Below are 16,358 nucleotides of genomic sequence, written 5' to 3'. Positions count from 1 at the left end.
CTGTGAATCGGGAAAATACAGAAAAGAATATAATTTTAATTGTTGATGACACTCCCACCAATTTAGGAGTACTATTTGAGTTTTTAGCAGATTCTGGATTCCAAGTTTTAGTGGCTGAAGATGGAAAAGATGCAATTGAACAATTAGAATACGCTTTGCCCGATTTAATCTTATTAGATGTAATTATGCCAGGAATAGATGGCTTTGAAACTTGCCGTCATTTAAAAGCCAAGGAAAAAACAAAAGATATTCCTGTAATTTTTATGACAGCCCTTTCTGAAACAGTAGATAAAGTCAAAGGATTGACTCTTGGGGCGGTAGACTATATTACTAAGCCATTGCAGCATGAAGAAGTTTTAGCTCGTGTCAATATTCACCTAAGTCTGCGAAATTTGACTAAGCGGCTACAACAGCATTCTCTACGTTTAGAACAAGAAGTGCAGGAACGTCTGAATGCAGAGCAAGCACTTTTGCAGTTAACTGCTGAATTAGAAAAACGAGTAGATGCAAGAACGCAAGAACTTCAACACGCAAATCGGCAACTGAAACAGGAAGTTCAAGAGCGGATTTTAACAGAACAAGCTTTACAACTATCAGAAAATCGTTATCGAGAACAAGCTAATCAGCTAGAAATTGCTTTTCGCCAACTGCAAGAAACTCAAAGCCAGTTAGTTCAAAGTGAGAAAATGTCTAGCCTTGGACAATTAGTAGCAGGAGTTGCTCATGAAATTAATAATCCAGTTAACTTTATTTATGGAAACTTAACTCATGCGAATCAATATGCTCAAGATTTACTCGACCTTTTGGACTTGTATGCCAAATACATTCCTCTACCGCCATTAGAAATTCAGGAATTGGCAGAAGCGATAGATTTAGAATTTCTAATTAATGATTTACCTAAACTATTGTCTTCTATGAAGATGGGAGCCGAACGCATCTGCGAGATTATTCAGTCGTTGCGAAACTTTGCTCGTGTAGATGAAATAGAAATGAAGCCGATGAATATTCACGATGGCTTAGATAGTACGCTGCTAATTTTGCACAATCGACTCAAAGCTAGTACAAATCATTCGAGTATTAAAGTTATTAAAGAGTATGGAAATTTACCATTAGTAGAATGTTATGCCGGACAACTCAACCAAGTGTTTATGAATTTGATTGCTAATGCTATTGATGCTTTGGAAGAGTACAATCAAAAACAAATTACCGACAAAAAAGCTGAACCTCAAATTTTGATTCGGACTACGGCTATTGACAATTGCTTTGTTTCGATTGCGATCGCAGATAATGGTGTTGGAATGACTGAAGATGTCTGGCAAAATCTTTTCAATCCTTTTTTTACTACAAAACCTGTTGGTAAAGGAACAGGTTTAGGATTGAGTATTAGTTATCAAATTGTCTCAAAACATCAAGGACAGATGCACTGTATTTCAGCACCCGCTAGGGGAGCAGAGTTTATTATTACTATTCCTATACAACAGCGATCGCTAGAATTTGCCTGCATATTACCAACCAATATAAATAGTACTTATTCTGGGTGAAAGGCAAAAGTCAAAATTCAAAAGTCGCAATGATTTTATTGATTCCTACTATTACATAAGATATTTATTGACCTTTGACTTGATGTTTTTCTAAGTTTTTCGTCACCCAAAAATATTTTTGAGTGACGAAAAACGCAAGACATTAGGGCAAGTATAAATTTCAGTTAGAACTATCAGTCTGCGATAAATTAAAAGACTCAATACTGGGGGTAAATCAGCTAGACAGTAGTGCATCTTCTGTCACCAGACTCGATCTGCGGAAATAGGAAGCAGAATTTAGCCCCATTGAATTGCAATATTCACCACACTTGCGACAAATAGTGGCACACAACATCATTGTGGCATCGCTACCCATTTGTTCGCAAGCTATAGCGGTGCGATCGCAAATTTGGGCGCACAAACTACAAGTGTTTCCCATAAACTCGGAACCATCATTAATCATGTTGACGCACATCATGCACATTTCTGCACAGTCCCGCATCATCGACATCATACCCATATCCATATATTTACCGCCCTGACTCTTGCAGTATTTGAGAGTATCAATGCAAGTAGTTTGGCATTCGATGCAGATTTGTTTGCAAGCTTCCATTTCGGTGAGTATCAATTCAGTCGTCATCATAAACTTTCTCCTTGTTTCGCAGTTGCTGGAATAGCTGACTAAATAGCAAGGTAAAACTTTATTTTTGGGAAATCAATAGTTTCCATAAATTGAAGAATTTGAAGAACACTAAATCTATGTACTTGATGTAAATTGTGCGGCTTTTTAATCTTTGATAATCGTCTAATTGGCTGAAATGCTTATCAATTAAGGTCAGAGGCTCTTCTGTTAGCGATCGAGAATTACTTCATTGAAGTTAGCTATTCCTTAGTCTCAAGAATTTCTTGTTAGCGCGCTTGATTTTTTCATCTGCCTCATAGAAAAGCAGTTAAGAGATAGCACTACTTTTTTTTCTACTCTTTGAGCCGTCAAACCCTTATATACTAAGCATTATAGCTCTAAGTATTATTGAAGATACTTATGAGTTTCAAAAATGCTATGAGTATATTTTCCTAAATTCAGCTAATATCAAAGTTTCATGACTTTATTAAGGTATATTTCATTATCTAGTAGTAGCTTCAGGCATCAAAAGAAAATTTTAAGTGAACTTAATTTAGTCAAAAGCTAATCTAGCTAGTACTCGACCAACCCAAAATTTCTGGATAAAGGCTGACACGAAGAGAAGTTGCGTGCGGGGGTTCCCCCCGTTGAGCAAACTTCGGGAGACGCGAGGATATGGGGACGCGAAGAATTTTTAACCAAGCAAAGTTTCCTTGGCAAACCACTAGGGATAATTGCTCGTTTGAATTAGGTTTAAGATAAGAGCTAAATCTTTGATGAGCGCAGTCTACAAAAGCGCGAAAAGTTCTGCGGGAGGGAAACCCTGCCCAGGAACGCCACTTGTAAAGGCTGCTGGGGAACTTGAAGGGCGCAGTAGCTCAACTTTTCTCACGACGAAAGTTCTGATTGCTGAATTTTAAATTCTTCTTCAATTAAGTTTAATCAAATGAGTAAAATACGTGCTGTTGTTGTTAACCCTAGTGTATCGGAGCGTTTAGTACTGAGCGATGTAGACGCACCCACCCCTGCTGCCAACGAAGCTGTGATTCGAGTAGCAGCAATTTCCCTGAACCGAGGAGAAGTCCGACGCGCTACCACCGCTGAAGCAGGTTGGCGACCGGGTTGGGATTTAGCAGGTGTTGTCGAAACCCCTGCTGCTGATGGTTCCGGGCCTGCCGCCGGAACGCGAGTCGTCGGTTTACTTCGTTCTGGTGCATGGGCGGAATTAGTATCAGTTCCAACTCACTCACTAGCAGCATTGCCGTTGTCAGTTTCCTTTGCTCAAGCTGCTACACTACCTGTCGCCGGCTTAACTGCGTATCATGCCCTGCTCAAAGGTGGCTCAGTTTTAGGTCGTCCAGTTTTGATTACAGGGGCATCTGGTGGTGTGGGTCACTTCGCTATTCAATTAGCACGCCTCAGCGGCGCACAAATAACAGCCCATATTCGCCGTCCAGAATACGAGACATTTGTGAAAGATGCTGGCGCTGATTCTGTAATCATTGGTGACGATCTTTCATCAGCTAGCGAATACGGCCCTTATCACTTAATTGTCGAGTCAGTCGGTGGAAATATCCTCAAAACAGCCCTTGAGTTGTTAGCAGAAGATGGGATAGTAGTCCTGTTTGGAGTTTCCGGGGGAGCAGAGGTGACATTCAATGCCCAACGTTTTTTTGCAACAGGTGGTGCTAGTTTATACGGTCTGATTTTATTCCACGAGTTGAGACGAGAATCAGCCGCAGTAGGCTTACAAAGGCTTTTGAATTTAGTGGAAATAGGGCGACTGCGTCCTGTGATTGATGTTGAAACTTCTTGGACAGAAATAGCTAATGTAGCGCAACAACTACTCGATAGAAACTTTCCAGGTAAAGCTGTACTGCACGTCTCAAATTGAGAGTTATAAGTTGCAATGAACGATAGCAATGACTTTTGGGACAAACTAGATCGATTAGTAGCCGCTAGCAATCTCAAAATAGAACGTCCAAGAGGAACCCCACATCCAAAGTATCCATCCTTTGTTTACCCATTTGACTATGGATATTTGCAAGATACTCAAGCTGGAGATGGTTCTAATGTCGATATCTGGATTGGCAGTTTATCTGGTAAAACAGTAACTGCCATTATCTGTAGTGTAGATTTGGAAAAGCGTGATACAGAAATCAAAATACTTTTGGACTGCACATCTGATGAAAGTCAAACCATCTTGAACGTTCACAATATAGGCTCTCAGTCAGCAATATTATTAATTCGTCCTAAGTCTATTGCAATTTAACACTAATTGGTGGCGATCGCCTCAACCATCTTATGAAAGAATTTCTCAAAATCGTTTTAATAGTTTTAATAAGTTTAGTAATTGCTACATCCTCTTGGGCAGATGTAACAGCACCCTTAACTACAAATCCTCACTATTTCGTAGGACAAAAAGTTATTTGGCTTTATAAAGCTCGCGCTGACTCCGATCGCATCCAAAGAATCCCTGCTGAAGTAGTCAAATTAGGCTCTAAGCAAGTGCAAGTCAAAGTACAAAAAAACAACAATGAGTTTGTCAATCGTTGGGTAAATCAAGACAAACTAGAAGCTGATAATAATTACTAATTCGTAATTCGTAATTGAGGGGAAAAATCCTAATTAAAATTAGGAATAATTAGCAAAAAAGTGCCTTCGATTGCGGTGGCATGTAGAGACGCGATTAATCGCGTCTCTACGACAACTAATTCAGCATTCAGCAACTTTACCGTTCTTGCTGAGTTGGTCGAATCAGAATTTCATTCACATTAACGTGCTGTGGCTGGGTTACAGCATAAACGATCGCGGCTGCAATATCCTCGCTTTGCAATGGTGCGATCGCTTTCAGTCGTTCTTCACTGATTTTTTTTGCTACAGGGTCGGTAGTATGATTATTGATTTCCGTTTCTACTAAACCTGGCTCGATGATTGTAACGCGGATATTATCTTTTAACACTTCTTGGCGCAAGGATTCTGAGATTGCATTTACACCCCATTTCGTTGCGTTGTATATACCCACACCTGCACGAGCTATCCGACCTGCGACTGATGAGATATTGACGATATGCCCCACACCTTGGGCTTTAAGAATAGGTAAGACAGCATGAGTTGTGTAAAGCAATCCCAGAACATTGACATCAAACATCCGTCGCCAGTCTGAAGTGTTGCCGCCATCAATATTACCAGTCAGCGCTACACCTGCGTTATTAACAAGGATATCTATTCGTCCCAACTCTGCATTTGCCTGATGGATAGAGTTTTTCGCCTGTGTTTCGTCGGTGATATCAGTCACGATGGGCAATGCTTGACCGCCACTGGCTGCAATGCGTTTTGCTAATGCTTCTAAGCGATCGCTTCTTCTAGCTGCGATCGCTACTTTTGCTCCTTCTGCTGCTAAGGCGATCGCAGTGGCTTCACCAATACCTGAAGAAGCTCCAGTAATAATTGCTACTTTACCCTCTAATTTTCCTGTCATAACTCAATCCTTAAATTTCTGATACCTGCTTATAGGAACTAAGTAGAGCATTTAATTAATTTTGGTGGGGGAAAAGGTTTTTTATCCCTTACCCTTTCCTCTTTCCCCTTTTCCCAACCTCCACCTAACATTTTTGGGTTGGCAGACTCCTAGTCTTGTAATGCTTTTAGTTTGGCAATTCCCGGCCAGATGGCAGCTACAGCAACTACCACTGCAATCGTGCCAATTCCACCACCAACTACAGAAATGACTGGGCCAAATAAAGCAGCTGTCAAGCCTGATTCAAAGCCTCCTAATTCATTGGAGGCACTAATAAATACACTATTGATGGCTGCAACCCGACCGCGTAAATTATCCGGCGTTCTAATTTGCACTAAGGTATGGCGAATCACAACGCTAATCGTGTCTAGTGCGCCACTCAGCACTAGCATCAATAGTGATAGCCAAAACCAACGAGATAACCCAAAGATAATTGTCGCAACACCAAAGCCAACTACTGACCAGAGTAAGGCTGGGCCAGCTTGGCGTAACGGCGGTAAATACGCCAGTACAATCGCCATAAATAAAGCCCCAATGGAGGGGGCTGCTTGCAGATAACCCAACTCTAATGGCCCTACATGCAAAATATCCTTGGCGAAGATGGGTAGTAGGGCAATCGCACCTCCTAACAAAACTGCAAACATATCTAAGGTAATGGCTGCTAAAATCAGCTGGTTTTCCCAGACAAATTTAGCGCCTGCGGAGAGTGCTTTGAGTGAGATTGGTTCTGTGGAACGAATTGTTTGTTGTTTGGAAATCGCCGCTGTTAAGATAAAACACATCAATCCCGCGATCGCAGCCAGTACATACACTCCTGTAGCACTTCCTAAAAAGGCAATGCCAAATCCTCCCAAGGCTGGGCCGATGACTGCGGCTAACTGAAAGCTACTACTATTCCAAGTTGCTGCATTCGTAAAGGCACTGACAGGTATCAATTGCCACATCAAAGCATCACTAGCAGGCTTTAAGAAAGCCCTGGCAACACCTGTCAATACCAAGCAGGTGTAAATTAACACTACTGCGCCTTTAGTCCAGGAAAGTACTCCTAAAGCTAGGGAACACAAAGCCAATAGCAGCACTGACAGCAACATTGTCAATTTGCGATCGCGGCGATCCGCGACATGACCAGTAATCAAGGTGAGCGCAATCATTGGCAAGACCTGTGCTAACCCGACACCACCTAAGGCCAAAGCTGAATCGGTGCGTTCGTAGAGTTCCCAGCCAATGGCCACGGTTTGCATTTGCGACCCAACGAACAAAAGTACGCGCCCAATGGTAAATAGACGATAATCTCGAAATCTCAGCGCTGCAAAAGGATCGTGTTGTGCAGACTTAGTGTTGGGGGGGTTTAAGTTCCGTTTGCTCGAAGACATTTTTTAGTAGAGCTAACCCTTGTTCTATATGGGAAATTTGTTCTTCTGTAAAACCTGTGAAAAGCTCGGCAATATGAGCGCGAGTTTGGTCTTGGGATTGTTTTAAATGATGCTTTCCATCTTCAGTCAGATTGAGGAGAACTCGCCGCCGCTCTTGGGGATCGTCTATACGTTGCACTAAGTTGCGTTGTACTAGCCGTTCTGTGGTTGCTGATGCTGTCGCACAGGTGACACCTAGATGCTCTGCCAAATCAGATAATGAAGCACTGGGATTGCGGTTGAGAAATGCTAGCGATCGCAACTGTGGTATAGATAAACAAGCAGCACTGCAAGCTCGCATATCCGCTCGGATAAACCGCATCATTAAAGGAATTGTATCCATTACGCTGGCGGCACATTCTTCAGAAGTTGCGCCTGGCAAAGGTTTACCGTTCATAGGCTATTTATTCTCCTAATCACATTGCTACCCGTGGATAAAGTCGTCCGCAGATTAGGGTTAAGCCGATTAATGTTAACAAGAGAATTGCACAGTCCCAACCATAGGCATAAAGACTAGTTCCATTTACTAACATTGTGCCGCGTAATGCATCCACTTCATAAGTCAAGGGATTAATGTGAGATAGGAACTTTAACCAGTTGGGCATGATTGAAATCGGATAGATGGCATTACTGGCAAAAAATAACGGCATAGTTAACAATTGCCCTATACCTGTCATCCGTTCTCTAGTTTTCACTAGACAGCCAATAATTAAAGAAAAAGTGCAAAAACAACCTGCTCCCAGCATGACAATTAATAGCACTTGAATAAAAGCTAGAGGAGAAAGGTTGAGTTTGACACCTAATAGTAGAGCTAATCCATAAATGACAAATACCTGTGATAAACACCTGACTCCACAAGCCAAAGATTTACCTAATACCATTGCTACTCTAGGTGTCGGACTAGCCAAGAATTTATGCACAACTCCTAAGTCTCGCTCCCAGATCAGCGTCATCCCACCCGTAAAAATTGCGACAAACAATACACTTTGGGCTAGAATACCCGCAGTCATGAAGTCTAAATAGCGTAAGTCGCCTGTCGGAATTGCCCGAATCCGGGTGAATACTTGCCCAAAAATTAACAGCCACAATGATGGCTGCACGGCTCTGACTATTAAATCAGTGGGATCGTGCCTGAGTTTCCGCACTTCCATTTCGGCAATTACAAGGGTTTTGGAAAATATCTGCATAATTGCAGAGATAAAATTGGCTCGCTGAGTTGGTTTTGCCTTAACCCAACCGTTGGGCTGTACGTCTGGTTCTTGCTGTATCACGATAGTTAACTCCTGATGTTAATAAATCTCCTGTGTAGTGAATAAACACATCATCCAAAGTTGCATTCGGCTTACCCAAAGAAGCTTTTAAGTCGCTAGGTGTGCCTTTTGTCACAACTTCGCCTTGCTGCATGATGACTACTCGGTTACACAAATTATCGGCCTCTTCTAAAAAGTGAGTGGTTAAAAATATGGTTGTGCCATAATCTGTACGCAGTTGTTGCACGAGTTGCCATACCTGCGTGCGGGCAATTGGATCTAGTCCTACAGTCGGTTCATCAAGGAACAAAATTCGCGGTTGGTGCATGATAGATTGAGCAATTTCTAGCTTGCGGATCATGCCACCAGAGTAGTTACGTACTAGACGATGAGCCGCTGCTTGCAAACCCATGAAGTCTAGAACTTCTCGGATGCACCTTTGCCTATGCTTACTAGGAATGTCGTATAGCTTGGCAAAGATTAAGAGATTTTCGTAGCCTGTAAGACTACCATCAGCAGACAAAGCTTGGGGTACATAGCCAAATAGCCGCCTCACAGCCGCAGCTTGATGAGTTACATCATAGCCAGCTATAGTCGCTCTGCCTGCACTTGCTGGTAGTAGTGCGGTCAACATCTTAATTACTGTGCTTTTGCCTGCCCCATTCGGGCCGAGTAAGCCAAATACTTCACCTTGTTCTACGGTGATACTCAAATTATCTACAGCGATCGCTTTACCGAAGTAACGTGTCAGTCCTTGTGTCTCTAAGATCGCTGCTTTAGGGTTACTAGCAAGTGGTTCTGATAAATCAGCGTTGCCTCTAAGTGTTGTCACGACTTTAATGTATTTCTAATAATTAGATATTCTAACTATTAGGATCGCACATTTTACCTGAAAGTCAAGAGTTTGTTTTGTCTGGGGCGAATTCTGCTATCTCTATGCGATTCCCTCCAGGGTCGCGGATAAAAAAGCGATTGTATCCGCCTATAAATTGGCGATCGCTAATAATTTCTACTCCATGAGCTTGGAGATGTTTGGCGAATGCTTCTAAGCTGTAAACTCGGAAACATATGTGCCGCCTAGATATTTGGTTATTAGCTTGCTTTTCTATACCGACGTGTATCTGAATATCTCCCAGTACATACCATGCTCCACCATTAGCTTTGAGAGCCTCCGGTTTAGTAATTTCTGTCAGTCCCAAAACTTGGCTGTAAAAAAACAGCATGGCATTTTCTGCTTCCGGAGATGATGTTATTTGAATATGTTCGATTGCATCCAGCCACACTTCGATTTCCTCCATTGGTTTTATCTTTAGTTACAAAGTTTACAAGCTGACTTGAGAGTACAAAATTAACCCGCATTTCTCACTCTTCTTGAAGTGAAGAAGGGGCAGAGGGGCGGAGGAGCACAGGGGAAAGAACTTGTACAATAACTCTCGCCTGCTCCCCAGCGATGGGATATTTATTTGGAAGTCCCTTAGTCTTTTGCTCCCCTTTGCCCTTGTGCAAATATCACGAGCTGGGAATCTTTCCGATAAGACTTGCTTTTCTGACTTGGTTGTGGAATGATACTCCATATAAATTACGGTAATACGATAAATTTACCGTAGTATACTTATCTGTATCAAAAACAATCCACTCTCAACAAGATTGCGAACTACACCCGAAAATGACAAGCACAGAAATTCGCACAACTCAAGTTAAAGTCCCAAACGGCGATTTGCAAATTGATGCTTACTTAGCTGAACCTGCAAAAGAGGGAACTTTCCCTGCTGTTATTGTGATTCAGGAAATCTTTGGGGTGAATATTCATATTCGGGAAGTGGCCGAGAAGTTTGCCAAGGAAGGGTATGTGGCGATCGCTCCGGCACTTTATCAACGTACTGCTCCCGGTTTCGAGGCTAAATACACCCCAGAAGATATCCAGCGTGGTAGAGCCTATAAAGAGCAAACCACAGCAGAAGAAATATTGAGTGATATTCAAGCCGCGATCGCTTATTTGAGAACTTTGCCAAATGTCCAAGACGATGCGATCGGCTCTATTGGTTTCTGCTTTGGCGGTCATGTTGTTTACCTAGCAGCCACTCTGCCAGACATTAAAGTTACTGCTTCCTTCTATGGTGGCGGCATTACCAACTCTACACCCGGTGGTGGTGAGCCTACTATCGCTCGGACATCAAAGATTAAAGCCCCCATTTACGCCTTCTTTGGTACTGAAGACAAAGGAATCCCCTTAGAACATATAGAACAGATTGAAGCAGAGTTAAATAAACATCACATTCCTCATGAAATCTTCCGCTATTTTGGTGCAGAGCATGGCTTTTTCTGCAACCATCGCGCCAGCTATAATCCCGAAGCTGCGGCCGATGCTTGGCAACAGGTTCTAAAACTGTTCCAAAGAAACCTTCAGTTGCAAACAGTTTAAATCTCAGGTGTTGCTGAAAAGACAACTATTCACTGTTGGCATACTTCTAACTCTTTTAACATTTATGCAGATAGTCCTTGATTTTCCGAAAAAAGTATGTAAAGCTTTTTTATATATAAAATACGGTAAATCGACCGACAAATAGTAGTAAAATTATCGAGTGCGATCGCCAAAGGTAAGGCAAGATTATCGCACGCAGTCATCATTGCCACTGAAGGCTGTGCTTTTTTAAGCCAAGCACTAGGTTGTAATGTGTTGGGGATGGATAAGTTACAAGTTACAGTAGTTGAGGCTGGTGCGAGAATGTCGGAGATGGAACTTTCTCAATTTAGGCATCGCACCTGCTTTTTTACTCATCAGCAAAACTCAGATTTGGATACAAGCAGAAGAAATAGGTATTAGAAAGAAACAGGCGATCGCCTAGGCTTAATTTTCTACCTTCAATCCAAAAGATGAAATGTCATATTTGCATTAATTTTGCCAAAATAATCTCTGCAACAAAGTATTGGATGTACTGCTGAAAATTTACCGAAAAAGCAACTATAGCCGTCGCCAGTAGTGTTAGGACATCAACAGACAATCAAACCTAGACACAAAAAGACTTTTCACCCAGTCCCCAGTCACCAGTCACCAGTCCCCAGCTATATTAAGGGAGTTGTCAGCTTTGAAAATTATTCTACCAACAGACATTGCTACAGAACTTGAAGCGCATTTACCTGAGGACATAGTGGTTGTGCGTGTGGATAGCGAAGGCAACTTGGATGGCGATGCTACAGATGCTGAGGTTTACTTTAGTTGGTTTTTTCTCAAACTGACAACGTTGCATCGAGTCCTAGAATCTGCGCCTCAACTGCGTTGGCATCACGCCCCAAATGCAGGTGTAAACCACATCATTACACCCAAATATATCGAACGCAACCTGATTTTGACTAATGGTGCGGGGGTTCATGCGATTCCTATTGCTGAATTCGTCATTGCTTATATGCTCTCTCATGCCAAGCAATTACCCAGATTACACCAACAACAGACTCAACACCGTTGGCAAAAAGGTCTGTCAATTCAAGAATTACTAGATAAAACGTTATTAATTATTGGTGCAGGTGGAATTGGGCAAGAAATTGCTTCCCGTGCTAAAGCTTTTGGGATGCGAATTTTTGGCAGTCGCCGTCACCCGCAACCACTATCTAACTTTGACAAAGTAGTAGGTGCAGATGAATGGAAAGCGCTTTTAGGCGAAGCTGACTATGTTGTAATTGGCACACCTTTGACCTGGGATACTAAAGGCATGATTGATGCGGAAGTCCTGCGCTTAATGCGTCCCAATGCTTATTTAATTAATATTGCTCGTGGTGCAATTGTGGATGAATTTGCACTGATCCAAGCCTTGCAGAATGGTGAGATTGCGGGTGCTGCTTTAGATACTGTATTCGCCGAACCGCTACCACTAGAAAGCCCATTGTGGTCGTTACCCAACGTTTTTATTACACCTCACTGTTCTGGTAATTCTCCCAGAGTTAAGGAGCGATCGCTTGCTCTTTTTCTCGACAATTTTGCACGTTATCGCCAGGGTAAACCTCTACGTAACATTGTAGATCAAAGAGCAGGTTATTAATTCATTGGTACTACTTTGATGATTCCTCTCTCACAGTTAAGACGGCAGCAAATCGGTAGCTTTTTAATTACAAGTTCGCTCGCTGCTGGTTGTACTCAAACTACCACTAACTCTACAGCAATACCTGTAAGTAACCAAACTTCAGAAAAACCCCAAGTAATTCGATTGGGGTATCAAAAAGGCGGGGTGATTCCCATTGCACGTCAGCGTGGCGAATTAGAGCGCCAGCTACTAACTCGAAATATCAAAGTAGAGTGGAGTGGCCCCTTTGACCGTTGTGCAACACTCTTGCAAGCCTTGAATGGAAATCGCGCAGATATTGGTGGGTGCGGTGATATTCCTTCCATCTCTGGGATTGCTGCTGGACAGCCTCTTTGTATCGGTTCTTTACAGCGTCCTCAACCAGATTCTTTAAGCAGTGCCATCTTAGTTCGTGGTAATTCCTCTATTAGGAAACCTGATGATTTGGTAGGTAAAAAAGTCGCAGTTAATCAAGGGGGTGCAGGAGAGTATTTGCTATTAAAAGTTTTAGAAAAAGCAAAGATTCCCAAAGAAAAAGTCCAGCGAGTTTATCTATCGCCAAATGATGCTGCACCAGCTTTGTACCAAGGTGCTGTTGATGCTTGGGCAGTTTGGGAGCCTTATATTTCCATTGCTCAACTAGAATATCATGCGCGGAGAATTACCACTACTCACCCCGCTCCTACCTACGGTGTAATGGTGGTTCGCACTGATGCTGCTAAAGAAAATCCCGTAGCAGTGAAAGCGGCTCTGACTGCTTTGAGTCAGGATGGAGAATGGCTGAATCAAAATACTGATGCTGCCGCAACTTATATGGTTAAAGAGCTAAAAGTTTCTGAGGCTGTGGCTAAACAGGCGACTAAAAATCGAGGTCGAGAATCTTATGTTTTTCCTAGTAGTGAAGACATCAGCAATTTACAAAAAACTGCTGACTGGCTATTAGAGCAAAAAATTCTTTCTCAACGAGTAGATATTGCAGCTGCGGTCTGTCCTTTGGGAACTTCTAATTGAAGAACTGGGGGAGATGGGGGAGATGAGGGAGATGGGGAGAAGAATCTCACAATCGTCTTTGCCAATTGAATAATCTAATTTGTTGGAAATCCCCAATTTGTTAATTAAAAAGTAGGAGTAAAACTGTATGCCGCTTGAATTTATTGGCATGATTGGCACGCGAGAAGCATCAGAATTACATGGTGCTGCTGTATCGCTGACGGGGGGGAGTATAGATACTGCTTATGTTCGTAAGTTTGCAAAAGTCCATGAAGATGGTGGATTTGACAGGGTGCTAGTTGGATACAGTTCTACAGGGCCTGATGGTTTTAATGTTGTGAATTATGCGGCCAATGTCACAGAAAAACTGAAGTTTTTATTGGCCCATAGACCGGGTTTTGTCGCTCCTACTTTAGCAGCACGCAAACTGGCAACTTTAGATCATTTTACTAGTGGTCGCGTTGCTGTGCATATCATTACTGGTGGTAGTGATGCCGAACAACAACGGGATGGTGATTGGCTTGACCACGATACCCGCTATCGTCGTACCGATGAATATCTCGACATTGTGCGGCAAGTCTGGACAAGTGAGGAACCATTTGATTATGAGGGTGAATTTTACCAAGTTAAACAAGCATTTTCGGATGTAAAACCATTACAAAAACCTCATCTTCCTATCTACTTTGGTGGTGCTTCTGGTGCGGCTGTGGGTGTCGGTGCAAAACACAGTAATGTCTATGCTTTTTGGGGAGAACCCATCGCTGCTATTAAACAACGCATTGCTGAAGTCAAAGCCGCCGCACCATCAGGAAAGTCTTTAGGGTTTAGTGTTTCCTTACGTCCGATTTTGGCTGAGACGGAAGATAAAGCATGGGAAAAAGCCCGATATATTCTCTCGCGTGTGAAAGAAAACCGGGTGAAAGCAGGCATTCAACTACCAGCTGGTGTTTCAGCTAGACCCCAAGCCGTCGGTTCGCGGCGGCTGCTGGAGTTTGCCAAAGATGGCGAAATTTACGATAAGCGTTTGTGGACACCCATTGCAGCGGTTACAGGGGCCTCTGGGAATACGACTGCTTTGGTAGGAACTCCCGAACAAGTGGCAGAATCGTTATTTGACTATTATCAAGCTGGAGTGACAACACTTTTGATTCGTGGTTTCGATCCAGTTGAAGATGCGATCGCTTACGGTCGAGATGTAATTCCGTTGGTACGTCAAGAAATCCAGCGACGAGAAAAACAAACAGCCACTGTTGCCTAGATTAAAAGACGAGAAAGTCTAAGTTCTCATCCTAAATTCTATATCTGAAATTTCATGCCTCACACAACTATTCTCGAACCCTTAAAAGCAGACCAATGGTTTGTTGATAGTCCGGGATTTTCTGAGTTTGTTGCAACTGCCAAAGAAATTATTGCTAGTACAAGTGGCGATCGCACAGCAACTCTCGATACCCTTGAACCCTATTTTGCTGCCTTACTCAAGAAACGAGATTGGCTACCACAGCATTTTGCTCAACCAAATTCTAGCAGTGGTTTGGGTGGAGATATCGGACAATGGTTGCTTTATCGTTCTCAAGAGCGATCGCTAACTATTTTTAGTTTAGTGATTCCCCCTGATTCCATCACTCCTGTCCACGACCATTTATCTTGGGGGCTTGTCGGTTTGTATCAAGGCAAACAAGAAGAAACTGTGTACCGTCGTCTGGATAAAGGTGAATTACAAGGATTTGCTCAGTTAGAAATTATCGATCGTTATCAAGTTAAAAGTGGCGATATTTACCGTCTGTTGCCTCCCGATAAAGATATTCACTCTGTGAAAGCTACCACGGTATTTACTCCATCCATCTCAATTCATGTTATGGGAAATGATACTGGCAGCATTTTGAGAAACCAGTATCATCCAGAACAACGAAGTCTGCGGTCTTTTCGTTCTGGATATTCCAATACACCTTATGGGGATTAAAGAAACAATCATGCCGAAATTCGATAGACCCCAACCACCAGTTTTTGAACGAGTTGAAGATGAACGCCTTTACCGCAAACAACACTTAGCTGCGGCTTTTCGTCTATTTGCGCGTTTTGGCTTTAGTGAAGGAACAGCAGGCCATATTACAGCCCGCGACCCAGAATTTACCGATCATTTTTGGGTAAATCCTTTTGGGAAATACTTCGGTCATATCCGCGTTTCTGACCTGATTTTGGTGGATAGTCACGGGGAAGTTGTTAAAGGAAATGCACCAGTAAATCGGGCAGCTTTTGCAATTCATTCCCAAATTCACGAAGCGCGCCCTGATATACAGCGTATTGCAGGTTTATGAGGTACAGTAACAACAGTTTGTAAACCAGTTTTTTAAATGCTCTGGATTAATCAAATTAAGTGCAGTTGCGATGAGAACATCAACCATTTTTGAAGAGGTTGGAGAAAAGGAGCGTAAAAAAGCTTTTAATTGTGACCACCAATGTTCGATGGGATTAAAGTCAGGAGAATAAGGTGACTGATAAAGAACATTTGCACCCTTTGATTGAATTAAAGACTCGATTCCTTCCACTTTATGTGCAGGGACATTATCCATAACAACTACAGCACCCGTCCAGAGTTGGGGAAGTAAACACTTTTCAATAAAGACTTTAAATGCATTTCCATCCATTGAACTATTCAACGTCATCACAGCCAAAACTTGTTTCATGCTTACTGCCCCGATTACTGTTACCTTCGCTCCCCGATAAAATGGTTTAAAATCATACACCCTGTTTCCCTGAGGACTTCGAGCATGGGTTCTTGTTAAACCCAATAAAACACCCATTTCATCAATGAAAACTAAGTTTTCTGGGTCTATTTGTTGGACTTTTTGCCAATACTCAGTTCTCAAATTTTGGATTCTTTCTGTTTTCCCTTGGCTGCTGCGTAACGTCTTTTTTTTACTGTTAGTTTTTGTTTTTGCAATGCACGACACATCGTACTCGTGCTTACCCAATGAGCGTAGCTTGTACC

Annotated in this window: 19 protein-coding genes and 1 pseudogene; 11 read left to right on the top strand and 9 right to left on the bottom strand. The window is 42.4% G+C overall.

Annotated elements, in window-relative coordinates; all coding sequences use genetic code 11:
- Positions 1–2 precede the first annotated feature (2 nt).
- Positions 3–1,541 (top strand): hybrid sensor histidine kinase/response regulator, encoded by a 1,539-nt coding sequence (locus I8752_RS21365; RefSeq protein WP_214434293.1) that lies wholly within the window; start codon positions 3–5, stop codon positions 1,539–1,541.
- A 214-nt stretch (positions 1,542–1,755) separates the two neighbouring features.
- On the opposite strand, the gene I8752_RS21360 is transcribed toward I8752_RS21365, so the two are convergent.
- Positions 1,756–2,160 carry a four-helix bundle copper-binding protein gene (locus I8752_RS21360; RefSeq protein ID WP_214434323.1) on the bottom strand — a complete coding sequence of 135 codons (405 nt, stop codon included), beginning with the start codon at positions 2,158–2,160 and terminating at the stop codon, positions 1,756–1,758.
- A 928-nt stretch (positions 2,161–3,088) separates the two neighbouring features.
- On the opposite strand from I8752_RS21360, the gene I8752_RS21355 reads away from it, so the two are divergent.
- From I8752_RS21355 to I8752_RS21345, 3 genes are read left to right on the top strand one after another with little or no spacing between them, the layout of a single operon-like run.
- Positions 3,089–4,036: a zinc-binding dehydrogenase gene (locus I8752_RS21355; protein ID WP_214434292.1), complete on the top strand. Its 948-nt coding sequence runs from the start codon at positions 3,089–3,091 to the stop codon at positions 4,034–4,036.
- A gap of 15 nt (positions 4,037–4,051) precedes the next feature.
- Entirely contained in the window at positions 4,052–4,414 is a 363-nt protein-coding gene (locus tag I8752_RS21350) for an inorganic diphosphatase (RefSeq protein ID WP_214434291.1), read from the top strand.
- Positions 4,415–4,446: 32 nt separating this feature from the next.
- The gene (locus I8752_RS21345) at positions 4,447–4,737 is read left to right on the top strand and encodes a hypothetical protein (protein WP_214434290.1); all 291 of its coding nucleotides are present in this window, start codon (positions 4,447–4,449) and stop codon (positions 4,735–4,737) included.
- Positions 4,738–4,873: 136 nt separating this feature from the next.
- Here I8752_RS21345 and I8752_RS21340 read toward each other — a convergent pair whose 3' ends face one another.
- The 6 genes from I8752_RS21340 to I8752_RS21315 form a co-directional block, all read right to left on the bottom strand.
- Complete coding sequence (locus I8752_RS21340; protein WP_214434289.1) at positions 4,874–5,623, bottom strand: SDR family oxidoreductase; 750 nt, start codon at positions 5,621–5,623, stop codon at positions 4,874–4,876.
- A gap of 149 nt (positions 5,624–5,772) precedes the next feature.
- A complete protein-coding gene (locus tag I8752_RS21335; RefSeq protein ID WP_214434288.1) occupies positions 5,773–7,035 on the bottom strand; it encodes an MFS transporter in 1,263 nt (420 codons plus the stop codon).
- Positions 6,995–7,471, bottom strand: a complete 477-nt coding sequence (locus tag I8752_RS21330) for a MarR family winged helix-turn-helix transcriptional regulator (protein WP_214434287.1) — start codon at positions 7,469–7,471, stop codon at positions 6,995–6,997. Before I8752_RS21330 ends, I8752_RS21335 begins: the two co-directional genes overlap by 41 nt.
- A gap of 19 nt (positions 7,472–7,490) precedes the next feature.
- On the bottom strand, positions 7,491–8,345 hold the full coding sequence (locus I8752_RS21325) for an ABC transporter permease (protein WP_214434286.1): 855 nt from the start codon (positions 8,343–8,345) through the stop codon (positions 7,491–7,493).
- On the bottom strand, positions 8,302–9,156 hold the full coding sequence (locus tag I8752_RS21320) for an ABC transporter ATP-binding protein (protein ID WP_214434285.1): 855 nt from the start codon (positions 9,154–9,156) through the stop codon (positions 8,302–8,304). The genes I8752_RS21325 and I8752_RS21320 overlap by 44 nt, the downstream gene beginning before the upstream one ends.
- Before the next feature lie 64 nt (positions 9,157–9,220).
- A complete protein-coding gene (locus tag I8752_RS21315; RefSeq protein ID WP_225895813.1) occupies positions 9,221–9,622 on the bottom strand; it encodes a VOC family protein in 402 nt (133 codons plus the stop codon).
- Positions 9,623–9,990: 368 nt separating this feature from the next.
- Between I8752_RS21315 and I8752_RS21310 the strand changes: the two genes are divergently transcribed.
- Positions 9,991–10,746: a dienelactone hydrolase family protein gene (locus tag I8752_RS21310; protein ID WP_214434284.1), complete on the top strand. Its 756-nt coding sequence runs from the start codon at positions 9,991–9,993 to the stop codon at positions 10,744–10,746.
- A 62-nt stretch (positions 10,747–10,808) separates the two neighbouring features.
- On the opposite strand, the gene I8752_RS21305 is transcribed toward I8752_RS21310, so the two are convergent.
- Positions 10,809–10,952, bottom strand: a complete 144-nt coding sequence (locus tag I8752_RS21305) for a hypothetical protein (protein ID WP_214434283.1) — start codon at positions 10,950–10,952, stop codon at positions 10,809–10,811.
- 89 nt (positions 10,953–11,041) lie between these two features.
- Between I8752_RS21305 and I8752_RS38115 the strand changes: the two genes are divergently transcribed.
- From I8752_RS38115 to I8752_RS21280, 6 genes and pseudogenes are all read left to right on the top strand, one after another.
- Positions 11,042–11,170: a hypothetical protein gene (locus I8752_RS38115; protein ID WP_263985761.1), complete on the top strand. Its 129-nt coding sequence runs from the start codon at positions 11,042–11,044 to the stop codon at positions 11,168–11,170.
- 240 nt (positions 11,171–11,410) lie between these two features.
- Positions 11,411–12,358: a D-2-hydroxyacid dehydrogenase gene (locus tag I8752_RS21300; protein ID WP_214434282.1), complete on the top strand. Its 948-nt coding sequence runs from the start codon at positions 11,411–11,413 to the stop codon at positions 12,356–12,358.
- An 18-nt stretch (positions 12,359–12,376) separates the two neighbouring features.
- Complete coding sequence (locus I8752_RS21295) at positions 12,377–13,390, top strand: aliphatic sulfonate ABC transporter substrate-binding protein (RefSeq protein WP_214434281.1); 1,014 nt, start codon at positions 12,377–12,379, stop codon at positions 13,388–13,390.
- Positions 13,391–13,517: 127 nt separating this feature from the next.
- The gene (locus tag I8752_RS21290) at positions 13,518–14,627 is read left to right on the top strand and encodes an LLM class flavin-dependent oxidoreductase (RefSeq protein WP_214434280.1); all 1,110 of its coding nucleotides are present in this window, start codon (positions 13,518–13,520) and stop codon (positions 14,625–14,627) included.
- A 54-nt stretch (positions 14,628–14,681) separates the two neighbouring features.
- On the top strand, positions 14,682–15,329 hold the full coding sequence (locus I8752_RS21285; RefSeq protein ID WP_214434279.1) for a cysteine dioxygenase family protein: 648 nt from the start codon (positions 14,682–14,684) through the stop codon (positions 15,327–15,329).
- A gap of 10 nt (positions 15,330–15,339) precedes the next feature.
- Positions 15,340–15,663, top strand: a pseudogene (locus tag I8752_RS21280) (class II aldolase/adducin family protein); the annotation flags it as partial.
- Positions 15,664–15,678: 15 nt separating this feature from the next.
- Here the strand turns inward: I8752_RS21280 and I8752_RS21275 are convergent.
- Positions 15,679–16,358, bottom strand: a 680-nt coding sequence (locus I8752_RS21275; protein ID WP_214434278.1) for an IS630 family transposase, incomplete at its 5' end; no start/stop codon positions are given.

This window comes from Dendronalium phyllosphericum CENA369, assembly GCF_016056275.1.
In the GTDB taxonomy this organism is placed as follows: domain Bacteria; phylum Cyanobacteriota; class Cyanobacteriia; order Cyanobacteriales; family Nostocaceae; genus Dendronalium; species Dendronalium phyllosphericum.
This window is presented reverse-complemented; position numbering and strand designations above follow the sequence as displayed.